The 20576-nt window shown below is 63.8% G+C and carries 16 protein-coding genes and 1 pseudogene; 12 read left to right on the top strand and 5 right to left on the bottom strand.

Annotated elements, in window-relative coordinates; all coding sequences use genetic code 11:
• Positions 1 to 10: 10 nt before the first annotated feature.
• A complete protein-coding gene (locus V1283_RS04960; RefSeq protein ID WP_334385334.1) occupies positions 11 to 1075 on the bottom strand; it encodes a lysylphosphatidylglycerol synthase transmembrane domain-containing protein in 1065 nt (354 codons plus the stop codon).
• A gap of 381 nt (positions 1076 to 1456) precedes the next feature.
• Between V1283_RS04960 and V1283_RS04965 the strand changes: the two genes are divergently transcribed.
• The 4 genes and pseudogenes from V1283_RS04965 to V1283_RS04980 all read left to right on the top strand — a co-directional run bounded on the left by V1283_RS04965 (position 1457) and on the right by V1283_RS04980 (position 8175).
• Positions 1457 to 1963 (top strand): YciE/YciF ferroxidase family protein, encoded by a 507-nt coding sequence (locus tag V1283_RS04965; protein WP_334385335.1) that lies wholly within the window; start codon positions 1457 to 1459, stop codon positions 1961 to 1963.
• A 161-nt stretch (positions 1964 to 2124) separates the two neighbouring features.
• Positions 2125 to 3545: pseudogene (locus V1283_RS04970) on the top strand (MFS transporter).
• Positions 3546 to 3630: 85 nt separating this feature from the next.
• Positions 3631 to 5643, top strand: a complete 2013-nt coding sequence (locus V1283_RS04975; protein ID WP_334385336.1) for a S9 family peptidase — start codon at positions 3631 to 3633, stop codon at positions 5641 to 5643.
• Between the two features lie 129 nt (positions 5644 to 5772).
• Positions 5773 to 8175, top strand: a complete 2403-nt coding sequence (locus V1283_RS04980) for an EAL domain-containing protein (RefSeq protein WP_334385337.1) — start codon at positions 5773 to 5775, stop codon at positions 8173 to 8175.
• A gap of 31 nt (positions 8176 to 8206) precedes the next feature.
• Here the strand turns inward: V1283_RS04980 and V1283_RS04985 are convergent, their stop codons facing one another.
• On the bottom strand, positions 8207 to 8641 hold the full coding sequence (locus V1283_RS04985; protein WP_334385338.1) for a hypothetical protein: 435 nt from the start codon (positions 8639 to 8641) through the stop codon (positions 8207 to 8209).
• Between the two features lie 362 nt (positions 8642 to 9003).
• On the opposite strand from V1283_RS04985, the gene V1283_RS04990 reads away from it, so the two are divergent.
• Both V1283_RS04990 and V1283_RS04995 read left to right on the top strand, forming a co-directional pair.
• A complete protein-coding gene (locus V1283_RS04990) occupies positions 9004 to 9318 on the top strand; it encodes a hypothetical protein (protein ID WP_334385339.1) in 315 nt (104 codons plus the stop codon).
• Positions 9319 to 9412: 94 nt separating this feature from the next.
• Positions 9413 to 10021, top strand: a complete 609-nt coding sequence (locus V1283_RS04995) for a YdcF family protein (protein WP_334385340.1) — start codon at positions 9413 to 9415, stop codon at positions 10019 to 10021.
• A gap of 2 nt (positions 10022 to 10023) precedes the next feature.
• Here V1283_RS04995 and V1283_RS05000 read toward each other — a convergent pair whose 3' ends face one another.
• Positions 10024 to 11364 carry an aminotransferase-like domain-containing protein gene (locus V1283_RS05000; RefSeq protein ID WP_334385341.1) on the bottom strand — a complete coding sequence of 447 codons (1341 nt, stop codon included), beginning with the start codon at positions 11362 to 11364 and terminating at the stop codon, positions 10024 to 10026.
• Positions 11365 to 11543: 179 nt separating this feature from the next.
• On the opposite strand from V1283_RS05000, the gene V1283_RS05005 reads away from it, so the two are divergent.
• Complete coding sequence (locus tag V1283_RS05005; protein WP_334385342.1) at positions 11544 to 11780, top strand: DUF1127 domain-containing protein; 237 nt, start codon at positions 11544 to 11546, stop codon at positions 11778 to 11780.
• 37 nt (positions 11781 to 11817) lie between these two features.
• Here the strand turns inward: V1283_RS05005 and V1283_RS05010 are convergent, their stop codons facing one another.
• Both V1283_RS05010 and V1283_RS05015 read right to left on the bottom strand, forming a co-directional pair.
• Positions 11818 to 12243, bottom strand: a complete 426-nt coding sequence (locus tag V1283_RS05010; protein WP_334385343.1) for a universal stress protein — start codon at positions 12241 to 12243, stop codon at positions 11818 to 11820.
• A 158-nt stretch (positions 12244 to 12401) separates the two neighbouring features.
• On the bottom strand, positions 12402 to 12956 hold the full coding sequence (locus V1283_RS05015; protein ID WP_334385344.1) for a SixA phosphatase family protein: 555 nt from the start codon (positions 12954 to 12956) through the stop codon (positions 12402 to 12404).
• Positions 12957 to 13050: 94 nt separating this feature from the next.
• Here V1283_RS05015 and V1283_RS05020 point away from each other — a divergent pair, with 94 nt between their 5' ends.
• From V1283_RS05020 to V1283_RS05040, 5 genes are all read left to right on the top strand, one after another.
• The gene (locus V1283_RS05020) at positions 13051 to 14538 is read left to right on the top strand and encodes an NAD(P)/FAD-dependent oxidoreductase (RefSeq protein WP_334385345.1); all 1488 of its coding nucleotides are present in this window, start codon (positions 13051 to 13053) and stop codon (positions 14536 to 14538) included.
• Positions 14539 to 14601: 63 nt separating this feature from the next.
• Positions 14602 to 15102 carry a peptide-methionine (R)-S-oxide reductase MsrB gene (gene msrB / locus V1283_RS05025; protein ID WP_334385346.1) on the top strand — a complete coding sequence of 167 codons (501 nt, stop codon included), beginning with the start codon at positions 14602 to 14604 and terminating at the stop codon, positions 15100 to 15102.
• 189 nt (positions 15103 to 15291) lie between these two features.
• Positions 15292 to 17139, top strand: coding sequence for a flagellar hook protein FlgE (locus tag V1283_RS05030; RefSeq protein ID WP_334385347.1), 1848 nt, complete (start codon positions 15292 to 15294; stop codon positions 17137 to 17139).
• Positions 17140 to 17192: 53 nt separating this feature from the next.
• Positions 17193 to 19049, top strand: coding sequence for a flagellar hook-associated protein FlgK (gene flgK, locus V1283_RS05035; RefSeq protein ID WP_334385348.1), 1857 nt, complete (start codon positions 17193 to 17195; stop codon positions 19047 to 19049).
• Between the two features lie 39 nt (positions 19050 to 19088).
• A complete protein-coding gene (locus V1283_RS05040; RefSeq protein WP_334385349.1) occupies positions 19089 to 20576 on the top strand; it encodes a flagellar biosynthesis protein FlgL in 1488 nt (495 codons plus the stop codon).

Below are 20576 nucleotides of genomic sequence, written 5' to 3' on the forward strand. Positions count from 1 at the left end.
AACGACGCCGTTACCGGCCTTGGGATTGCCGGCGCTTCATCGGTTGCCGCACCCGGGCCCTGGCCGTGCAGGCTTCCCCGGGCCGGCGCCGCTCAAGCCAGGGTTGCAGCACACTAAGCCAGAGTTCGCGCGTCCCCATGATCCAGATCGAGATGCCGAAGGGGATCAGGAAGTACAGGATCCGGAACACCACCAGCGTCGCCAGCAGCTGTTCCTTGCTGAACTGCGGCAGCGCCACCAGCATCGCAGCGTCGAACACGCCGATGCTGCCGGGGGCATGACTGGCAAAACCGAGCAGCGTTGCCAGGATGAACACCACCGCCAGCGAAACGAAGTCGATATGCGGGTCGGTCGGCATCAACAGATACATTGCCAGCGCGCAGAAGCCGAGATCGACGACGCCGATCAGGACCTGCAGCAGCGTCAGCCGGGCGGACGGCAACACGACCTTCCAGCCGTTCTGCCCGAGTTCGCGGCGGCCTTCGCCCATCAGCAACCAAAGGAAATAGGCGACGATGCCGGCAAGGCAGCCGATCGCGATCAGCCGGTTCATCGCCGGCGGCAGCAGGTCCATCGCCGATGCCGCCTCGGGATGCCAGGCCATGCCGCAGCCGAGCACGAACAGATTACCGAGCCAGAAGGTGAGGCCCGAGAGGAAGCAGATTTTTGCGACATCGATCGCGGTCAGGCCGTAGTCGGAATAGATCCGGAACCGGATCGCGCCGCCGGTGAAGACGGTGGCGCCGATATTGTGCCCGATAGTGTAGCTGGTGAAGCTCGACATCGCGGCGATGCGATAGGGCACGTGCGTCTTGCCAATGGTCCGCAAGGCAAAGAAATCATAGAAGGTCAGCGTGCAAAACGCGCCCACCACGCACAGCGCGGCCAGCGCAATGCGGTGCGGGGCGATGTCGGCGAGCGCAGTCAGGATGACCCCGGTGTCGACCCCCTTGAGGGTGTGAACCAGATGGGTGATCGCAAGACCGATGATGAGAAGACTCGCAGCGATTCCTAGCCGTTTCCAGCCGATCTTCTTCTTGAAGCCACGCCCGAGCGCGGTCAGCAGCCGATGCATTCATCCTCCCGGCGGGGGGCAACACGTAAAAATGGGACCTGTCACGACAGGTGACAGTCGACGGTCAGAGGCACCGTGCGCGAAATCCATAAGCCAAAACCGGGCCGTTGTGCAGCCCTTGACAAACATGCCTTTTGGCTTCGTCCGCCGTCCCTGTCATACGCCCTACATATGTCGCCGTATTAACGATTTTGAGTCGCAACGAGGTCCGTTCCGCGGGCTCATTTTGCCGCTCCGTCCTTCCATCACGGCGTTTTCGAGGCCCTTAGGAACATCCTTTTCGCGTGCTGGTTAGCTCCCATCAGCATCGAACATGAAGCGCACGCATCCGGCCGGAAAAAGGCCTGTGCCTGCATGTTCCCCAAACAAAGGACGACGGCAATGGGACTCTTCAGCAAAGACATCAAGACGATGAACGACCTGTTCATACATCAATTGCAGGACATCTATTACGCCGAGAAACAACTCGTGAAGGCCCTGCCGAAGATGGCGGAAAAAGCCACCGACAAGCAGCTTAAACAGGGCTTTTTGAGCCATCTCGATCAAACCAGGACGCATGTGCAGCGCCTCGAAGAGGTATTCCGCATGCAGGGCGCCGAGGTGAAGGCGGTCGATTGCCCGGCGATCGACGGCATCATCGAGGAAGCGGACGACGTCGCAGGCGAGATCGCCGACAAGGCCGTGCTGGACGCCGCGCTGATCAACGCCGCGCAGGCCGCCGAGCACTATGAGATCACCCGCTACGGCAGCCTGATCGCGTGGGCGCGGCAGCTTGGACGCAACGACTGCGCCAGCATTCTGCAGAAGACGCTCGACGAGGAAAAGACCACTGACCAAAAGCTGACCTCGCTGGCGGAAGGCAAGGTCAACCTGCGGGCCGCAGGCTGATCTGTTCCGTTGAATGAGGCAAAAAGCCGCGCGGGGGGCACCTCGCGCGGCTTTTTGTCGTAAGGCAACCGCCGGATACATCCATACTTCGATCTTTGCCGAAATGTTCTATTGAAACGGACCTCATGGAATGGCGTTGGATCCCCAAATTGAGGTGATCCATGCGAAGCGCTTCTCTCGAATTCAAGCCGGTTTCGAAAGCCGGACCGGCGCCGTCAAGATTGGCAACGTCGCTGACGCTCGCGGCGATGAGTCTCGGTTATGGCGTGGTTCAGCTCGACGTCACCATCGTCAACACCGCGGTCAATGCCATCGGAATCTCGCTTGGCGGCGGCGTCGCCGAGTTGCAATGGGTGGTGAGCGCCTACACCATCGCTTTTGCGGCCTTCATCCTGACGGCGGGCGCGCTGGGCGATCGGATCGGTTCCAAGCGGATATTCATCGCGGGCTTTGCCCTCTCTTTACGGCGGCCTCCGTTGCCTGCGCGCTGGCGCCCAATGCAGCGACCCTGATTTCCGCGCGCTGTGTCCAGGGCCTGGCGGCCGCCATTCTGGTGCCGAACTCGCTGGCGCTGCTCAGTCACGCCTATCCTGACGAAAAAGCGCGCGGACGCGCGGTCGGTATCTGGGCCGCCGGCGCGAGCCTTGCGCTGACGGCTGGTCCCTTTGTGGGCGGCGGCCTGATTACGCTGGTCGGCTGGCGCTCGATCTTCCTGGTCAATCTGCCGATCGGCCTTGCGGGGCTGTGGCTGGCGTGGCGTTTTGCCGGCGAGACGACGCGATCTGCGCAGCGCGGGATCGACTTGCCGGGTCAGGTTGCCGCGGTCGCGGCGCTCGGTTTTCTCGCCGGCGCCATTATCGAAGGTGGCTCGCTCGGATGGAGCAGTCCGTTCGTCATCGCGGGCTTTGCGGCGTCTGCGATCTTTGCGGTGCTGTTCGTCTGGCGCGAAGCGCGTGCGCCGCAACCCATGCTGCCGCTGCGGCTGTTTCAGAACCGGATGTTCGCACTGACGTCGCTGATCGGCCTGCTCGTCAATGTCGCGATCTACGGCTTGATCTTCGTGCTCAGCCTCTATTTCCAGCAGATCAATGGATTGTCGGCATTCGAAACCGGGCTCGCTTTCGTGCCGATGATGGGCGCGGTGTTGCCCGTGAATCTGGTCGCGCCCCGCGTGACCGAATATATCGGCGCGCGCGCCACCATCGCTGCCGGTGCGGCGCTCTCCGCGGCCGGATGCCTCGCGATGCTCGGTATCGCGGCCGATACGAGCTACTGGGCGATCTGCCTGCAGCTGATTGCGATGAGCACGGGTCTTGGGTTGCTGGTGCCGCCATTGACATCGACGCTGCTCGGCAGCGTGGAGAAATCGCGTTCGGGCATCGCCGCCGGCGTGCTCAATGCGACCCGGCAAACCGGCAGCGTGCTGGGCGTCGCCTTGTTCGGTTCGCTGGTCGGCCAGTCCGGTGCTTTCATGACAGGGCTGCATGCATCGCTGATCATTTCGGCGGGCGTGCTGCTCGCAGCCGCCGCAGCGATCTGGTGGGGGTCGCCTATCGACATGGCGGGTCACGAAGAATCATGAACCGGTTGTAATTTGTGCAAATGTTCCGCGCCGTTTAACCTTACAGAACAGCAACGTCGCGTTGCCGTCAGGGGGAGGCTCCGCAATGCCCACCGCGCCGATCGATCGCCGCGATTTCCTGCGTCATGCGGCCATGCTCGGCACCGCGCTGCCGATGGCGGGGCTTGTGCTGCAGGCGCGCGCAGAGCCGGCTGCGGTGGTCGCGCGCCGGGTCTTTTTCGACAATCCCGATTGCGCCAATGTGCGGGTGAGCCCTGACGGGCAGAACGTCGCCTACATCGCGCCGCTCAACGGCGTGAACAATCTGTGGGTGGCGCCGCTGAACGATCCGGCTGCGGCGCGGGCCGTTACCCACGTCACCGACCGCAACATCGGAGGCTACTACCGTTGGGCCTACACCAGCCATCATCTGGTGTTCTTCAGGGAACGTGACGGCGACGAGAACTGGCGTGCCGCCTGCGTCGATATCACGAGCGGCGCGATCGTTCCGCTGACGCCGGAGCAAGGCGTAAAGTCGTCCCTTCAGGAAGTCGATCGCAAATTTCCGGAAGAGATGCTGTTCCGGCACAATGCGCGCGACAAGAGCCGCTTCGATCTGTTCCGGATCAACATCCTGACCGGCGCCAGCGAACTGAAGTTCGTGAACACCGAATATGCCGACCTGTTCACGGATAGCGACTTTCAGCTGCGGCTGGCGACGCGCCTCGCGGCCGACGGCACCACGGAGGTTTTCGAGCGCAAGGCGGATGGTACATGGACGCCGTTCATTCAGGTGCCGATCGGCGATATCGATGCCTTCAGGCTCATTGACATGGGTGCCGATGGCAACACGCTCTACTTTATCGACTCGCGCGAACGCGACAAGGCCGCGCTGTTTTCCATGGACATGACGACGCGCGAGACAAGATTGCTCGCCGCCGATGACGAAGCCGATATCGTCGAGGTCACGCTCGACGAGCAGCGCCGTCCTGTCGCCGCCCGGGCGAACCGCGACCGCTCCCGCTGGTATGCCATCGACCCCGGCGCCAAGCAGGACATCGCGGATCTCGCCCGGCACGGACCTGGCGACGTCTACTTTCTCAGCGACAGCGCCGACCGGCGGAAGGCAAGCGTGTTCTTCGAGCGCGACAGCGAGAGCGGCGAATTCGCGCTGCTCGACCGCGAAAGCCGCGAGGTGAGCAAGCTGCTGGTCCAGCGCAAGGCGCTGGCCGACGTACCGCTGCGAAAGATGCAGCCGGTGATCATTCCGTCCCGCGACGGCTTGCGCCTCAACGGCTATTTGACATTGCCCGCGACGGAAGTGGGCGGCGGCCGGATGCCGCTGGTGCTGCTGATCCACGGTGGTCCCTATTGGCGCGACGTCTGGGGTTTCAATTCGACCCACCAATGGCTCGCCAACCGCGGCTATGCGGTGCTGAGCGTCAACTACCGGGGCTCGACCGGCTTCGGCAAGGCGTTCGTCAAGGCCGCCGACCGTGAATGGGGCGGGCGGATGCATGACGACCTGATCGACGCGGTCGACTGGGCGGTGGCGCAGGGCATCGCCGATCCTAAACGGGTCGGCTTCTTCGGCGGCAGCTATGGCGGCTATTCCGCCTTGATGGCGGCGACCAAGACGCCCGAGGTGTTCGCCTGCATCGTCGATCTCTTTGGAATTTCCAATCTCATCACTTTCATGGCGACCATTCCGCCCTATTGGGGGCCGTGGTTCAGCGTCTGGAAAAACCGCCTCGGCGATCCCGCCACCGAGGCCGGTCGCGCCTTTCTTGCCGAGCGCTCGCCGATCAACCATCTCGATCGTGCGACCAAGCCCATTCTGATCGCACAAGGGATGCGGGACGTCAGGGTGGTGGCCGCGGAATCCGAGCAGATGGTGGCCGCGCTCAAGCAACGCGGCGTACCCGTCACCTACATCACGTTTCCCGACGAGGGACATGGTTTCGTGCGGCCGGAGAACCGGCTCGCCTTCTTCGGGGTGGCCGAGGCGTTCCTCGCCAAGCATCTCGGCGGCCGCTACCAGCCGATCGGAAGCGATTTTGCCGGCTCCTCGCTTAAGGTCGAGACCGGCGGCGAACTGGTTCCCGGCATTTCCGGATAGCGCGCAACAAGACTGTCCTCGCCAGCGCCTCCAGAAGCATTTTGTTCACCATCCGCGCAACTGAACTGCGGTGGTTACCCCAAAATATACCAATGAACCCGCAATTATAGGCCCACTGAGGGGTCTGTAATGTACCAAGTCCTGAATTGCCTCGTCACCGAGCATGACTGGCGCCTGGTTTTGCTGGCAGGCTCCATTTGCACGTTCGCCAGCGCGGTCGCCATCAGCCTGTTTCATCGTGCCAGGGCCTCGCATGGCCGAACGCGCGCGATCTGGATCTGCCTCGACGCGGCTGTCGGCGGCTGCGGAATCTGGGCTACCCATTTCGTCGCGATGCTGGCTTACGATCCCGGTGCCGGCGCCGGATACAGCATACCCGTCACGCTTTTGTCGCTGCTCTTCGCGGTGTGCATTGTCGCCATCGGCCTCTGCGTTGCACTGTCCAGTGCGCGTCCGTCGGTCGTTGCGATCGGCGGTGCGATCATCGGCGCCGGTGTCGCGGCGATGCACTATACCGGCATGGCTGCACTCGAGCTTCCCGCCTACATTGTGTGGGCTCCCGGTACCGTTTTGGCCTCGATCGTTTTCGGAAGCGTATTCGCGGCAACTGCAATGCTCGTCGCCGTGCGTCGCGACGATACTGTTCATACCCTGACCGCCGCCGGCCTGCTGACAGTCGCAATCGTTTCACATCATTTCACGGCCATGGGCGCCGTTACGCTGGTTCCCGATCCGACGCTCGGCTCCGATGCGTTAACGGTTTCTCCGACGGCGCTTTCGTTTCTGACCTCGATTGGGGCCTTTGCCATTCTCGGCATATCGCTGCTGGCGGCCATGTTCGATCGCGCCGCAAAGGGCGAACTCCATGAACAAAAGATCCTGCTCGATTCAGCCATCACAAACATGTCGCAGGGACTTTGTATGTTCGATGCGGACGGCCGCATCCTCCTGTTCAACCAGCGCTATGTCGAGCTCATGGACCGGACCGGCATGCCGCTTCAGGGCCGTCTGCTGATCGACGTTCTGCGCGAAGTGAAAGGGGTCGGCGAGTGGGACGGCGATCCCGACGAGTTCTTCGCGGCGGTGGTAGCGGACGCGAGAGCCGGCAAGACCGTGACCAAGACGATGGGTCGCAACGGACGTTCGCTCCGCGTGGTCGATCAGCCCATGAAGGGCGGCGGATGGGTCGCCACCTTCGAGGACATCACCGAATGGCAGGCGGCCCAGGAACAGATCTCGCACATGGCGCGCCATGACGCGCTGACCAATCTGCCGAACCGGACGCTGTTCCGCGAACAACTCGAAAAGGCCTTGCGGCTCGTCAGGCGCAGCGATCAGCTTGCGGTGCTGTGTCTCGATCTCGATCACTTCAAGGACATCAACGATTCACTTGGTCATCCGGTCGGCGACGCGCTGCTGAAGGAGGTCGCTCGTCGTCTCGGCGAATGCGTGACGGAGCACGACACGGTGGCGCGGCTCGGCGGCGACGAATTCGCGATCGTGCAGTTCTGCAGCGATTGCGAGCCGTCCGCCGTCGCCATGCTCGCCAGCCATGTGGTCGAGAAGGTTTCAGCGCCCTACGAGATCGCCGGTCACCAGCTCGTCATCGGGGTCAGTATCGGCATTTCGCTGGCGCCCGAGGACGGCAAGAACCCCGATGAGCTGCTGAAGAAGGCTGATCTTGCGCTCTACCGCGCCAAGGAGGACGGCCGCGGCACCTACCGCTTCTTCGAGACCGGAATGGACGCGCGCGCGCAGGCCCGGCGGCTACTGGAACTCGACTTGCGCGCCGCGCTGCACCGTGGAGAGTTCGAAGTCTATTACCAGCCGATCCGCGACGTCGCCAAGGACGTCGTTGTTGCTTTCGAGGCGCTCGCGCGCTGGAACCACTCACTGCGCGGCATGATCTCACCGGTCAACTTCATTCCGCTGGCGGAAGAAACCGGCCTGATCGTGCCGATCGGCGACTGGGTGTTGCGCCAGGCCTGTATGGACGCGGCCCAATGGTCGCAGGACGTCGGCGTCGCCGTCAATCTCTCGCCGGTGCAGTTCAAGAATCTCAACCTGGTATCGTCGGTGAAGGATGCATTGAAGGCCTCCGGCCTTCCGGCGCATCGGCTCGAACTGGAGATAACGGAATCGGTGCTGCTGCAGAACAGCGAGGCGACGCTGGCGGTTCTGCACGAGCTTCGCGGCTTTGGCGTCAGGATCTCGCTCGACGACTTCGGAACGGGATATTCGTCGCTGAGCTACCTGCGCAGTTTCCCGTTCGACAAGATCAAGATCGACCGTTCGTTCGTGAGCGAACTGGCGACGCGCGATGATTCGATGGCGATCGTCCGGGCGGTGACCGGCCTCGGCAAGAGCCTCGGCATCGTCACCACGGCTGAAGGTGTCGAGACCGATGCGCAATTCGATCTGTTGCGCCAGGAGGGTTGCACGCAGGCGCAAGGCTATCTGTTCAGCCGCCCGCGTCCCGCCGCCGAGGTCGAGAACATGCTGACGCAACCGCGGCAGCGCCTGACCGCCTAGGGGCAGGCTTTCGCTCGAAGACACTATTCGCTCAGGCCTTGCGTAGCGCGAAATGCGCGCCGCAAAACGCCATTGCTGCGCCGAGGCACAAGGCCGCAAGGCCGGCCAGCACACCTGATATGGTCGGGACAGGGCTCGGCGCGGAGGCGGCCTGTCCGGCGCCGGCGAGGATCAGCACGCCGACGGCGATCAGGAACTGGCGCATCCGCAGCGGAATCTGGCCCGAGGCCGCGCTGTGCATCAGGTTGGCGGTAAAATAGCCGCCGGAAAAGCCGACGGTCGCGATCAGCCACCAGGCGATCGCCGCGCCCGCGGGCATGAAGTCGCTTGTATCTGTTCGCCACAGGCCGCCGAGATCAAGCCCGTAGCGCGCGCCCAGCATGTGCACGGCCAGCGCCAGCAGCACTCCGGAAACTATCGCGCCGGCCAGGATCAGGCGGCGCGGAAAAAAAGTCGTCTCGGCCATGGCCCGCTTGTAAGGTAAAGCTGGCGCACCGCGCAAGCAGGCGGTTTTCAAACGACACGGATATTTTGGATTGCCGACATCACTACCGAACCAGGCCGCGGAAGGCGAGGGCGCGCGCACGGTCAGCTACGCCTACAAGGCGTCACTGGTTTCGTCGGCGTATCAATTCGAACTGACGGATTCCGGACTGGTGTGGCAGATCGGCCGCCGGTCCGGCGTGTGGCCCTATGCGGATATCGCGTCGATCCGCCTGTCGTACCGGCCGATGTCGATGCAACCCCCGCCGATTTCGCGCCGATATCGAACGGGCCGGCGGCGGACGGATCGCCATCCTTTCGACGACCTGGCAGACCATCACGTTGATGACGCCGCAGGACCAGGATTACCGTGCTTTCATCACCGAACTGCATCGAAGGATGCGGGAGGCGGACAGCAAGGCTTCCCTGATCGGCGGCATTGGGACGGTGACCTATGCCATCGCGGTTGCGATGCTGGCGTTGCTGGCGATCGCCATGGTCGGGCTTCTCGTCCGGGCGCTTGCGACTTTCGAATTCACCGGCGCGTTGTTTCTGGTCGGCATCGCGATCTGGTTTGCCTGGACCATCGGCGGCTTCATCAAGCGCAACCGGCCGCGCAGATATTCGTTCGATGCGCTGCCCGAGACTTTGCTGCCGTAACAGGCTTCGCAATCAAGCGACACGAAACGTGATTTCGCGAAGCGCCGCAGGGCGCGGCACTGTGTGCGGCATTCCTGATGACAGACGAGTTGCCGTGACAATCCCAACTGCGCGATCGCCGACGGAAGCCGAGATTGCCGCGATCAATGCACAGCATCTGATCGAGACGCCGCTACGGCCGGCCGACCTGCTGTTCGTGTTCGGCACGCGCGTGGATTTCGGCGAGCGCGTCGATGAAGCCTGCCGGCTGTGGCGCGAAGGGTTTTTTCGCTGGGCGATCGTGAGCGGCGGCGTGACGCCGGGATCCGATCGGTCGGAATGCGAGATCATTGCCAAGGCAATGACCTCACGCGGTGTTCCTGCCGACATCATCCTGAGAGAGGATCGCGCGATGAACACCGGCGAGAACGTGACCTTCTCGCTGCCGATCATCGAGAAAGCGCTCGGTCTCGCCAACATCCGCAGCGTGATCTGTCTCGGCAATACCTGGACCGCGCGCCGCTATCCGATGACGCTGCACCGGCATTGGCCGGAGGTGGAGAAAATGCTGGTCACGATCGACACGTTCAAGACGCCGCGGGCGCTTTGGCACACCGACGCCGAATTCTCGCGCCGCATGCTCAATGAATGGGACAAGATCGAGCCGTATAAGGCAAAGGGCTTTATAGCGGAGTGGCCGGCGTGCGAAGCGCGCGATCGGTAGCTCTATTCAGTCGTATCGACGTCTTCTTTTGCCGTCAGCATTCCCGAGAGCGTGCGCAGCGCCAGATCGAGCTGTTCGGTGCTGGGGGCGCCGAGCGCCAGGCGGACGGCGTTGGGAGCGTGCCCCGGAGTAACGGCGAAGGTGGTCGAAGGGGTCAGCGCGATGTCGCGCCGGGCCGCGGCCGCGACGAATGTCTGCGAGCGCCAATGCTGGGGCAATGTCAGCCAGAGATGGTAGGATTTGACGTTCGCCTGGACTTCGAAGCCGGCGAGGTATCTGGCCGCCATCTGCTGGCGCCGTGCCGCGTCGATCCGTTTCAGCCGTGACAGCTCGGCGACCGTGCCGTCCGCCATCAGCCGCTGTCCGGCGGCAAAGGCAAATCCGGAAGCCGTCCAGCCGCCCGATCGCACCGCGGCCATGATGCGCTCGCGCAGTCGCGGCGGCGAAACGATGAAGCCGAGCGCAAGGCCGGGCGCCACCTTCTTCGACAGGCTGTCGAGCGTGATGCAGCTATCCGGCGCGAGCGCGGCCATCGGCGTTTCTTCGTCGAGAAAGCCATAGACCGTGTCCTCGATGACGGTGAGGCCGAGCTTCTCGACCACGCGCAGCAAATCGGCCCGGCGCGCCGGCGGCATAGTCATGCCGAGCGGATTTTGAATCGTCGGCTGCACGTACAGGGCGGACAAATTCGCTTCGCGGTGCGCCTTGGCCACCGCGTCCGGGCGAACGCCGTTCTCGTCCATCGCGAGCGGCACCAGCGTGACGCCTAGCCTCGCGGCGATGTCCTTGATGAAGGGATAGGTCAGCGCTTCGACGCCGCAGCGGCCGCCGCTCGGCACCATCGCCGCTAGCGCCGCCGCGATGCATTGCCTGCCGTTCGCGGTGAAGACCAGTTGGTCGGGGGCGGGGGACCAGTCCTCACGGGCAAGAAACTCGGCGGAAATGGTCCGCGCCGCCTGCGTGCCCGCCGTGGTCGAGTGGCGCAGCGCGAGATCGAGCACTTCGGGGCGCTCCAGCCCCGCAAGACTTCTTGCGATCATCGCCGATTGCGTCGGCAGGATCGGATAGTTCACTTCCAGATCGATCCGCGCACCGCGCGGCTCGGCCGGCATGGCGATACCGCGGCGCGTCTCGCCCGAAACGAACGTACCACGCCCGACTTCGCCGACCACGAGGCCGCGGCGCAACAGTTCGGTGTAGACGCGGCTCGCGGTGGAGACCGCGATCTTCCGTTCATAGGCGAAGCTGCGCTGCGGCGGCAGGCGGTCGCCGGGCTTGAGCGCGCCATTGGCGATCTCGGCGGCGACGGTATCGGCAAGCTTCAGGTACTCGAATTTTGACATAATTGCACCGAGAGCAATGTTTTCCTTGCACCGAGTAATGTATCGGATCATTTTGGAACCATCAAGTCCAAGATTGCACTGAGAGGGGTGCAAAACAATCGGTCCATTAGGTGCAGGCGCTCTCGCAAGCGTTTGCTCCGGCGGCAGCGGCTTGCCGCGTGAAAGCAAGGAGAAGTGCGATGACCACGATCTACTCGACGGCAGGCCAACCTGCGCCCCGGAGCTCGGTGAGCGGATTTTTCCGCCTGCTCGGAAGCTGGGTAAACGGCATCGTCACTTATTTCGCGCGCCGCCATGCCATCCAGACGCTGAGCGAACTGGACGATCGTGCGCTCCGCGACATTGGCATCGAACGCAGCCGGATTGAATCGGCGGTGCGCGGCGGCGTCGATCCGGACTTCGGGCGCATCATGTGAGGTGTCCGGCGCCGCGGCCCAGCGGCGCCGTTACGTCTCAGTGCCGCACCACCAGCACCGAGCACTTGGCATAGCGCACGACATGACCGGCGTTGGAGCCGAGGAAATAGGTCCGCATCGCCGGCCGGTGCGAGGTCATTACGATCAGGTCGGCCTTGATCGCCGCCGCCTCTTCGAGGATCTCGTGATAGATGCCACCCTGCCGCACTGCGGTAGAGATGCGCGATGCCTCGATGCCGGATTCCGTCGCCACGATGGTGAGCGCTTCTTCCGAGGTGGCGCGCTGCTGGGCGTCGAAATCGGCCGGCACATATTCCGCCAGCATCACCGGCGTCATCGGCATTACGTTGAGCAGGCGCACCGAGCCGTTCCAGGTCTGCGACAGTGTAGCAGCCGTTGCGATTGCGGGCTTGGCCAGATCGGTATCTGCGAGGTCGATCGGCACGAGAATCGACTTGAACATCTGCGCCTCCTGAGGCGAACCCGTTTGCTCCTGATTTTCAGGACCGGGCTCCAGCCTTTTGTTGCGACGCATTTTCTTTTACGCGAACTTGTTCTTAATTCGCTCGAAAATCGCGTCGTGAGGAGCTTAGCATGGCGGGGAAGGGATGTCCGCCTGCCTCAATCGTCCAGCGCCTGCTTCAGCAATTTCGGGCTGGTGAAGCGGGCGAGTTTGCCGCGGCGAAACGCCACTTCGTTCCAGTCGTCGATCGCAAAATCCAGGATGGCAAGGCCGGCGGTCGGCAAATTGTCCTCAAGTGATTTCTTCGCCGCCGCGTCGCCGCTGCCGGCGAGCATCAGCGCCAGCTCTTGCATGCCGGGATTGTGGCCGATCAGCATCAAGCGCGCGGGATCGGTGGCCTCGGCCATGCGGATGATGCGCAGGAGCTGCGTCGGCTCGGCGCCGTAGAGTTCGTCGAGCAGTTCGACCTGTGGCTGCGGAAGCTGTTCCCGTACGACATCCTTCATTGCATCGCGCGCGATCTCCCAGGTCTGGCGTGTCCGCACCGCGGTCGAAACCAGAATCGCGTCGGGGAGGGGCGGATGCCGGCCGATCCAGGTTCCAATGGCGGCGGCATCCAGCCGGCCGCGCTCGTCGAGACGGCGGTCCTGGTCATGGCCCGAAGGCGCGTGGTGTTCGGTTTTGGCGTGACGCAGCAGCATCAAACGGCGCATGGGCGCGATCTCGATTCGGTCTTAGTCTCGACTAATCTACAAGCTCATGTCCGGGACAAGGTGACAAGCGCTGCAGCGGTCCGTAAGAAACGCCATGCCCGAGACTTTCACAAGTGCGACCAACGGCCCCGACGACGACGCGCCTTTTCGCTCGCGTCTGTCATTCGACCTGGATGTTGACATTTGCGTGGTGGGAGCCGGCCTTGCCGGCCTTACCGTGGCGCTGGAGGCCGCGCGCCTCGGCGCCAGCGTGGCCGTGCTCGAAGGCCGGCATGTCGGCTGGAACGCCTCCGGCCATCAGCTCGGCACGGTCATGCCGGGCTACAGCCTTCCGATCGGGGACCTGATCGAGCGCGTCGGCCTGGATGACGCGCGCGAGCTGTGGGCGATGTCGAAGGAGGGCGCCGATTACGTTCGCGCCGCCGCCACCGAAGAGGCAATGCCGGGAATTGCACTGACCGAGGGCGCGCTGGAGGTCTCCACCGTTGACGCCGGCGAAACGCTGATCAGCCGGCTGCAGACGCTGAGCGAGGATTTCGAGACCGAGGTCGAGGGATGGCAGGTCGATCGCGTTCGCAGTGAGCTCGGGACTGCACGCTATTTCCACGGCGTCTATTATCCGCGCGCATTCCAGATCGACGGCCGCAAATACATCCACTGTCTTGCTGCACAGGCGAGGCGGGCGGGCGCCCGCATCTTCGAGGACACGCCGGTCGTCAGTATCGATTCGTCCGGGATTCGCAAACGCATCGTGACGCCGTCGGCGCGGCTGCGTGCATCGCATATCGTGCTGGCCGGCAACGTTCATCTCGGTGCGCCGTTGCGGCGGCTGTCGGAGACGCTGTTGCCGGTCTGGCGCTATGCCGCGGTAACCGAGCCGCTCGGCGAGCGGCTGGGCGAACTGATCGCCTTCAAGGGGTCGGTGGCCGACAGTGACGGCATCGATCATTTTCGGATCGTCGACGGCGACCGGCTGATGTGGGCCAGCCCGGAAACCACCTGGGACGCGCGGCCACGCCGCTTTGGACCTGTCATTCAGCGCCGCATTGCCACCATCTTTCCCCAGCTCGGCAAGGTCGCGATTTCAGACGTGTTCGGCGGCGCGGTCGGGGTGACCGTGCACGGCATGCCGCAGATCGGCCAGCTGCGCAAAGGGCTGTGGGTCGCCAGCGGCTTCGGCCGCCATGGACTGAACACTTCGGCAATGGCCGGGCAGGTCATCGCGCGCAGCATCCTGTGGGGCGAGGAACGCTGGAAACTGTTCTCGCCGTTTGAGCTGGTCTGGGCCGGCGGTGCCACCGGCCGCGTCGCCGGCCATCTGATCGGCCTGTGGGGGCGAGGCCATTCCGCTGCGGCGGGCGCGCTGGCCCGTTACCGCGAAGGCGCCCGCGCCCGGGAACGCGTGCGCGAGGCACGCCTGGCGGAGGCCAACCGGCAGGCCGGAACCAGGCCGCCGCGCCGTCCGCCGGTTGGGCCAGGCCCGGTGCGTCCACAGCCTCCGCGGCCGGTAGCGGCGCAGGACGGCGGGATATCAGCCGCTCCCTCGCAGGAAAGTGAGAAAATCCGGGACGGTTCCGTGTAACGTCGGCGCCCGTGGGCCGTACCTGATGGCGAACCGTTACGCCCGCCTCGCACGGAGATTTCCATGATCGAACGCCGTATCCTGCTCACATCCCTGGCCGGCCTGTTTGGCCTCGCCGCTTTCCGCTGGCTGCGCACCACGCCGGCGCAAGCCGCCGAGAAATTCGAGGTGGAAAAGACCGACGCCGAATGGCGCGCGCAGCTCACGTCGCAGCAGTATGAAATCCTGCGCAACCACGGCACCGAGCGGCCGGGTTCGAGCCCGCTCCTGAAGGAAAAACGCAAGGGCATCTTCGCCTGCGCCGGTTGCGACCTGCCGCTGTTCTCCTCGGACACCAAATATGAGAGCGGCACCGGCTGGCCGAGCTTCTGGAAGCCGCTCGACAATGCCATTGGCGAAACCAAGGACACGACGTTCGGGATGACGCGCACGGAAGTCCACTGCCGCCGCTGCGGTGGACATATGGGTCATGTCTTCGACGACGGGCCGAAACCGACCGGTTTGCGCTATTGCATCGACGGGTTTGGGCTGGTGTTTCACCCGGCCGGTCCGTCGGCGTCCTGACGGTTTACGCCCGGCAATTGTTGCCCCGCCCGGCAAATGTGCCCCGGTCCCCCGACCGGGGCTTTTTATTTAAGCCATTGATTTGTTGTGATTTTATAGTTTGGCACGACGCTTGCGACATCTTCTCCCGACGCGGCCTGGGTTTCCTGAGACCGGCGAGCCGCCCGGATCGAATTTGGAGAAAATGTCATGGGTATCTTCGGCGCTCTTACGACCTCCGTCGCGGGCCTGCGCGCGCAGTCCTATGCGCTGGAGAACATCTCCGGCAACATCGCCAACTCGCAGACCACCGCCTTCAAGCGGATCGACACCAGCTTCCTCGATCTGATCCCGGACACCGGCGTCAACAATCAGCTCGCCGGCAGCGTCACCACCGCATCGCGCGAAACCAACACGGTGCAGGGCGACGTGCAGACCGCGTCGGTCTCCACCTACATGGCGATCAACGGCAACGGCTTCTTCGTGGTGCAGAAGCCCGGCAGCTTCAGCGACAACCAGCCGGTGTTTTCGGGCGTCGACAATTACACCCGCCGCGGCGACTTTGCGCTCGACAAGAACGGCTACCTGGTCAACGGCGCGGGCTATTATGTCGAAGGTGTGCCGATCGATCCGGCGACCGGCAACATGACCGGCAGCGTGCCGCAGGTGCTGAAATTCGCCAACGACTTCCTGCCGGCGGTGCCGACATCGGTAGTGAGCTATCGCGCCAACCTGGCGAGCTATCCGCTGACCACCAAGCACGACAATTCGATCCCGGGGTCGGAACTGCTGCAGCCGGCGGATTTCGCGTCCGGCAATCCGCGCTCGCTCGGCACGCCTGCAACGCCTTTTGCCGACGCCACGATCGCGGGCGCCGCCAGGAACAACAAGCTGACGACGCCGACTCCCATCTCGACATCAACCCTGTTGGCCGGAGGCACCAATACGAATTCGCTCACCACGAACTTCGCCGCCGGCAATACCATTACCGTGAACACAACAACCATCCAGTTCTACGACTCGGCTGCCGGCGGCAGCGCAGGCGCGCCGCCGAATCTTTATCTCGATCTCGCGACAGCCACCGTCGGCAACCTGCTCTCGACCATCGACGGCATCACCGGTGCGTCATCGACGACGCCGCCAACGCCGTCCACGATCAACTCCAGCGGTGCCATCACCCTGCATACCGGTGTCACGGCTGACCTGCAGATCACCACGACCAACGCCACCTCGGCATTGGGGGCCCTCGGCCTGAGCGCGCCCGTGAACGTGTCGCGAACCGGCGGCGGCACTGCCGGCACCGGCAGGGTGGTTGGCAGCGATCTGCAGGCCTTCATCAACGAATCCGTCAGCGGCGGAGCGGTGACGGCCTACGACATCTCCGGCTCGCCGGTCAGCCTGCAACTGCGCTGGGCCAAGGTCGACAGTTCGTCGCTCGGCACCAGCCACACCGATACCTGGAACCTGTTCTACCAGGTCGACTCCAGCGCCACCGGTACCAGCGTCGCCTGGCAGAACGTCAATACCGACTTCACCTTCTCGCCGAACGGCCAGATGACGCCGGCGATCGCGGGCATCACCCTGACGGCGCCGACCATTGGCGGCGTGCCGCTCGGCAATATCTCGCTCAACTTCGGCGCCGGCGGCATCACCCAGTTCGCCGATGCCAACGGCAACGTGAAGGTCAACCAGATCCAGCAGGACGGCTTTCCGGCCGGTTCGCTGCAGACCGTGTCGATCGGCCAGAACGGCCGGGTGGTCGGCAACTATTCCAACGGTCGCAACATCGACCTTGCGCAGATTTCGGTCGCAACCTTCAACGGCACCAACTTCCTCAAACGCATCGACGGCGGCGCGTTCGAGGCGACGGACCAGTCCGGCCAGGCGCTGTTCGGCAGCGGCGGCACGATCGTCGGCTCGTCGCTGGAAAACTCCAACACCGACATCGCCGACGAGTTCACCAAGCTGATTGTCACCCAGCAGGCCTATTCGGCCAACACGAAGGTGATCACCACATCCAACTCGATGGTTCAGGATCTGCTGAACGTGCTGCGATAGGTCACGCACATGGACGCTCTGATCCGACAGGGAATTGAAACGAGCAGTTTGTCATGAGTCTCAGTCAAGCCCTCTCAATTGCCATGTCGGGATTGCGCGCCAACCAGCTTGGGCTGTCGCTGACGTCGTCGAACGTCGCCAATTCCGACACGCCGGGCTACATTCGCAAGACCGTCAACCAGATCCAGACGTCCTCCGGTTCGATCGGCGCCGGCGTCAGCGTCACCGGTGTCAATCGCGAACTCGACCTGTATCTGCAGCAGCAGATCCGCACCGAGCAGTCCGGTGCGTCGTACGCCGACCTGCGCTCCTCGATCCTGAGCAGCCTGCAGTCGATCTACGGCACCCCCGGCGGCACCGGAACGCTGGAAACCGCGTTCAACAATCTGGTCACCGCGGTGCAGGGGCTGTCGACCAGCTCGGACAGCCAGTCGGCACGGATCGGCGTGCTCAATGCCGCGCAGTCGCTGACGCAGCAGCTCAACAGCATGTCGGGCGGCATCCAGTCGCTGCGCAGCCAGGCGGAAGCCGGGCTCAATTCGGCGGTCAACACCGCCAATACGGCGATGCAGCAGATCGTCAATCTCAACACCCAGCTTCAGAGCGGCAACACCAGCGATGCTGCGGCCGCGGCCCTGAAGGACCAGCGCGACCAGTATGTCGATCAGTTGTCGCAACTGATGGACATTCGCGTCATCGACAGCGGCAACAATCAAATCCAGGTCTTCACCAATTCGGGCGTGCAGCTGGTCGGTGCCGAGGCCTCGACGCTGTCGTTCAATCCGCAAGGCACGGTGACACCGAACACCCAGTGGGACGCCGATCCGACCAAAAGCACGCTCGGTACCCTCGCGGTCCATTTCCCGAACGGCGGTTCGCTCAACCTGATTCAAACCAATTCGATCCGCTCCGGCACCATCGCCGGCTATCTCGAGCTGCGCGACAAAACGCTGGTGCAGGCGCAAACCCAGCTTGATCAGTTTGCCGCCAACATGTCGAGCCTGCTGTCCGACAAGACCACGGCGGGAACTGCGGTGAGCTCGGGGGCGTCGAACGGCTTCGATCTCGATCTGTCCGGCCTGCAGAACGGCAATGTAATCCATCTCACCTATACGGATGTCGGCAACGTCCAGCATCAACTGTCGTTGGTGCGGGTCGACGATCCGTCGGTGTTGCCCTTGTCCAACAACGCCACCACCGATCCCAACGATCAGGTGATCGGTATCAATTTCTCCGGCGGCATGGCTTCGGTGACGAGCCAGCTCAATGCGGCGCTCGGTTCGGCCGGCCTGCAATTCTCCAACACCGGCTCGACGCTGCGGGTGCTCGACGACGGCGTCGGGACCGCGACCGTGAACGCCGCCTCGGTGACGTCGACTACATCCTCGCTGCAGGGCGGCAGCGGCGAGGTGCCGTTGTTTACCGACGGCAACGCCCTTTACACCGGCGCGATCACCGCGGCGGGCCAGCAGTCGGTGGGGCTCGCGGCGCGCATCCGGGTGAACAGCCAGCTCGTCGGTGATCCGGCCAAGCTGGTGCAGTACAACGCGACGACGCCGTCCGGCGACACCCTGCGACCGGATTTCCTGTACCAGCAGCTCACCGCCGGCAAGTCGCTGTATTCACCTTCGACCGGCTTCGGTACCTCGACGTTACCGTTCCAGGCGACGCTGTTGAATTTTTCGCAGCAGGTCGCCAGCGCCCAGGGCCAGGCGGCGGACAGCGCCAAACAGATCGCCGACGGTCAGGATGTGGTGCTGAGTACGCTGCAGCAGAAGTTCAACAGCCAGTCCGGCGTCAATATCGACGAAGAGATGGCGCATTTGCTGTCGCTGCAGAATGCATATGCGGCGAACGCGCGGGTGATGTCGACCGTCAAGCAGATGTTCGACACGTTGATGCAGGTCTAACGTTATCGGTTTGGCGCGACGGTTTTGGAGTAGGTCATCATGACGGTTAGCGGCGTAGGCATCAAGACATCGATTCTGGCATCGCGGATCCTGGATCTGCAAAGCCAGTTCGACAGTCTGCAGACCCAGCTTGCCACCGGCAAGAAATCGAACACCTATGCCGGCATGGGCACCAATCGCGGCTTTGCCGTCGCGCTGCGTGCGCAGATCAGCAGCATCGACGCGTTCGCGGACACGCAGACCAATGTCACCACGCGCATCAACGTCGCCAACGCGGCACTGACGCGGATTGTCGCGATCGGAACCACGGTGCAGGGCGCGGCGGTGACGTCCTCGACCCAGATCACCAGCAACGGCCAGACCATTGCCCAGGGCACGGCGCGCAGTTCGCTCGACGAGATGCTGAGCCTGCTGAACAGCCAGTCGGGCGACCGCTATCTGTTTTCCGGACGCGCCACCGACACGGCGGCGACGGCGGCGACCGACGACATTCTCAACGGCGTCGGCGCGCAGGCGGGCCTGAAGCAGCTGATCGCGGAACGCAAGCAGGCCGATGTCGGCTCCGGCACCGGCCGGCTGACACAGGCGACGCCGACGCCGACGTCGATTTCATTGACCGAGGACACCGGTCCGTTCGGCCTGAAGCTCGCCTCGATCACCTCGTCGGCCGCAAGCGTCACGACCTCTGGGCCGACCGGCTCGCCGGCCACCGGGTCGTTCGATCTCGGCGCGACCAACCTGAACACCGGCGACAGCATCACGCTGGCGTTCAATCTACCGGACGGCACCAGCGAAAACGTGCAGTTGACCGCGACCACCACGACGCCGCCGCAGGCCGGCCAGTTCCTGATCGGCGCCAACTCGACCGCGACCGCCGCCAACATCAACGCCGCATTGACCACCGCGGTCAGCGGCCTCGCCAACGGCGCGCTGGTCGCGGCGTCCGCGCTGAAGGCGTCCAGCGAATTCTTCAGCGGCAGCCCGGTGCCGCGCGTCAGCGGTCCGCCGTTCGCCACCGCGACGGCGCAGGTGCCCGGCACGGCTGCGAATACGCTCTCCTGGTACAATGGCGAAACCGGCACCGATCCCGCGCGCGGCACTGCGGTGGCACGCGTCGACGACGGCATCACCGTGCAATACGGCGCCCGCGCCAACGAGCCGGCGCTGACGGCGCAATTGCAGACCATCGCGGCCATGGCCGCCATGACCACCACGAGCGGCGACCCGAACGCCAGCGCCCAGATCGGCGCGCTCTACCAGCGGGTGGCGACAAAACTTCTGCCGCAGAGCGGCCAGCAGACCGTGCAGGACATGACGGCGGATTTCGCCGGCGCGCAGATCGCGATGCAGTCGGCAGCCGATCGGCAGACCCAGACCAAGAACACCGCGGAGACCATGCTGCAATCGATCGAAGGCGTCACCGACGCGGAGGTCACGGCGAAACTCCTCGCCGTGCAGAACAGCCTCAATGCATCGTACCAGACGACGGCGATGCTGTATCAAACCTCGCTGCTGAAATACCTGTAA

The sequence above is a fragment of the Bradyrhizobium sp. AZCC 2262 genome (assembly GCF_036924535.1).
Classification (GTDB): domain Bacteria; phylum Pseudomonadota; class Alphaproteobacteria; order Rhizobiales; family Xanthobacteraceae; genus Bradyrhizobium.

Excerpts from the sequence above, each read along its gene's own strand:
- V1283_RS04960 (WP_334385334.1), bottom strand. The coding sequence starts at position 1,075 with ATGCATCGGCTGCTGACCGCGCTCGGGCGTGGCTTCAAGAAGAAGATC.
- V1283_RS04965 (WP_334385335.1), top strand. The coding sequence starts at position 1,457 with ATGGGACTCTTCAGCAAAGACATCAAGACGATGAACGACCTGTTCATA.
- V1283_RS04975 (WP_334385336.1), top strand. The coding sequence starts at position 3,631 with ATGCCCACCGCGCCGATCGATCGCCGCGATTTCCTGCGTCATGCGGCC.
- V1283_RS04980 (WP_334385337.1), top strand. The coding sequence starts at position 5,773 with ATGTACCAAGTCCTGAATTGCCTCGTCACCGAGCATGACTGGCGCCTG.
- V1283_RS04985 (WP_334385338.1), bottom strand. The coding sequence starts at position 8,641 with ATGGCCGAGACGACTTTTTTTCCGCGCCGCCTGATCCTGGCCGGCGCG.
- V1283_RS04990 (WP_334385339.1), top strand. The coding sequence starts at position 9,004 with ATGACGCCGCAGGACCAGGATTACCGTGCTTTCATCACCGAACTGCAT.
- V1283_RS05000 (WP_334385341.1), bottom strand. The coding sequence starts at position 11,364 with ATGTCAAAATTCGAGTACCTGAAGCTTGCCGATACCGTCGCCGCCGAG.
- V1283_RS05005 (WP_334385342.1), top strand. The coding sequence starts at position 11,544 with ATGACCACGATCTACTCGACGGCAGGCCAACCTGCGCCCCGGAGCTCG.
- V1283_RS05010 (WP_334385343.1), bottom strand. The coding sequence starts at position 12,243 with ATGTTCAAGTCGATTCTCGTGCCGATCGACCTCGCAGATACCGATCTG.
- V1283_RS05015 (WP_334385344.1), bottom strand. The coding sequence starts at position 12,956 with ATGCGCCGTTTGATGCTGCTGCGTCACGCCAAAACCGAACACCACGCG.
- V1283_RS05020 (WP_334385345.1), top strand. The coding sequence starts at position 13,051 with ATGCCCGAGACTTTCACAAGTGCGACCAACGGCCCCGACGACGACGCG.
- msrB (WP_334385346.1), top strand. The coding sequence starts at position 14,602 with ATGATCGAACGCCGTATCCTGCTCACATCCCTGGCCGGCCTGTTTGGC.
- V1283_RS05030 (WP_334385347.1), top strand. The coding sequence starts at position 15,292 with ATGGGTATCTTCGGCGCTCTTACGACCTCCGTCGCGGGCCTGCGCGCG.
- flgK (WP_334385348.1), top strand. The coding sequence starts at position 17,193 with ATGAGTCTCAGTCAAGCCCTCTCAATTGCCATGTCGGGATTGCGCGCC.
- V1283_RS05040 (WP_334385349.1), top strand. The coding sequence starts at position 19,089 with ATGACGGTTAGCGGCGTAGGCATCAAGACATCGATTCTGGCATCGCGG.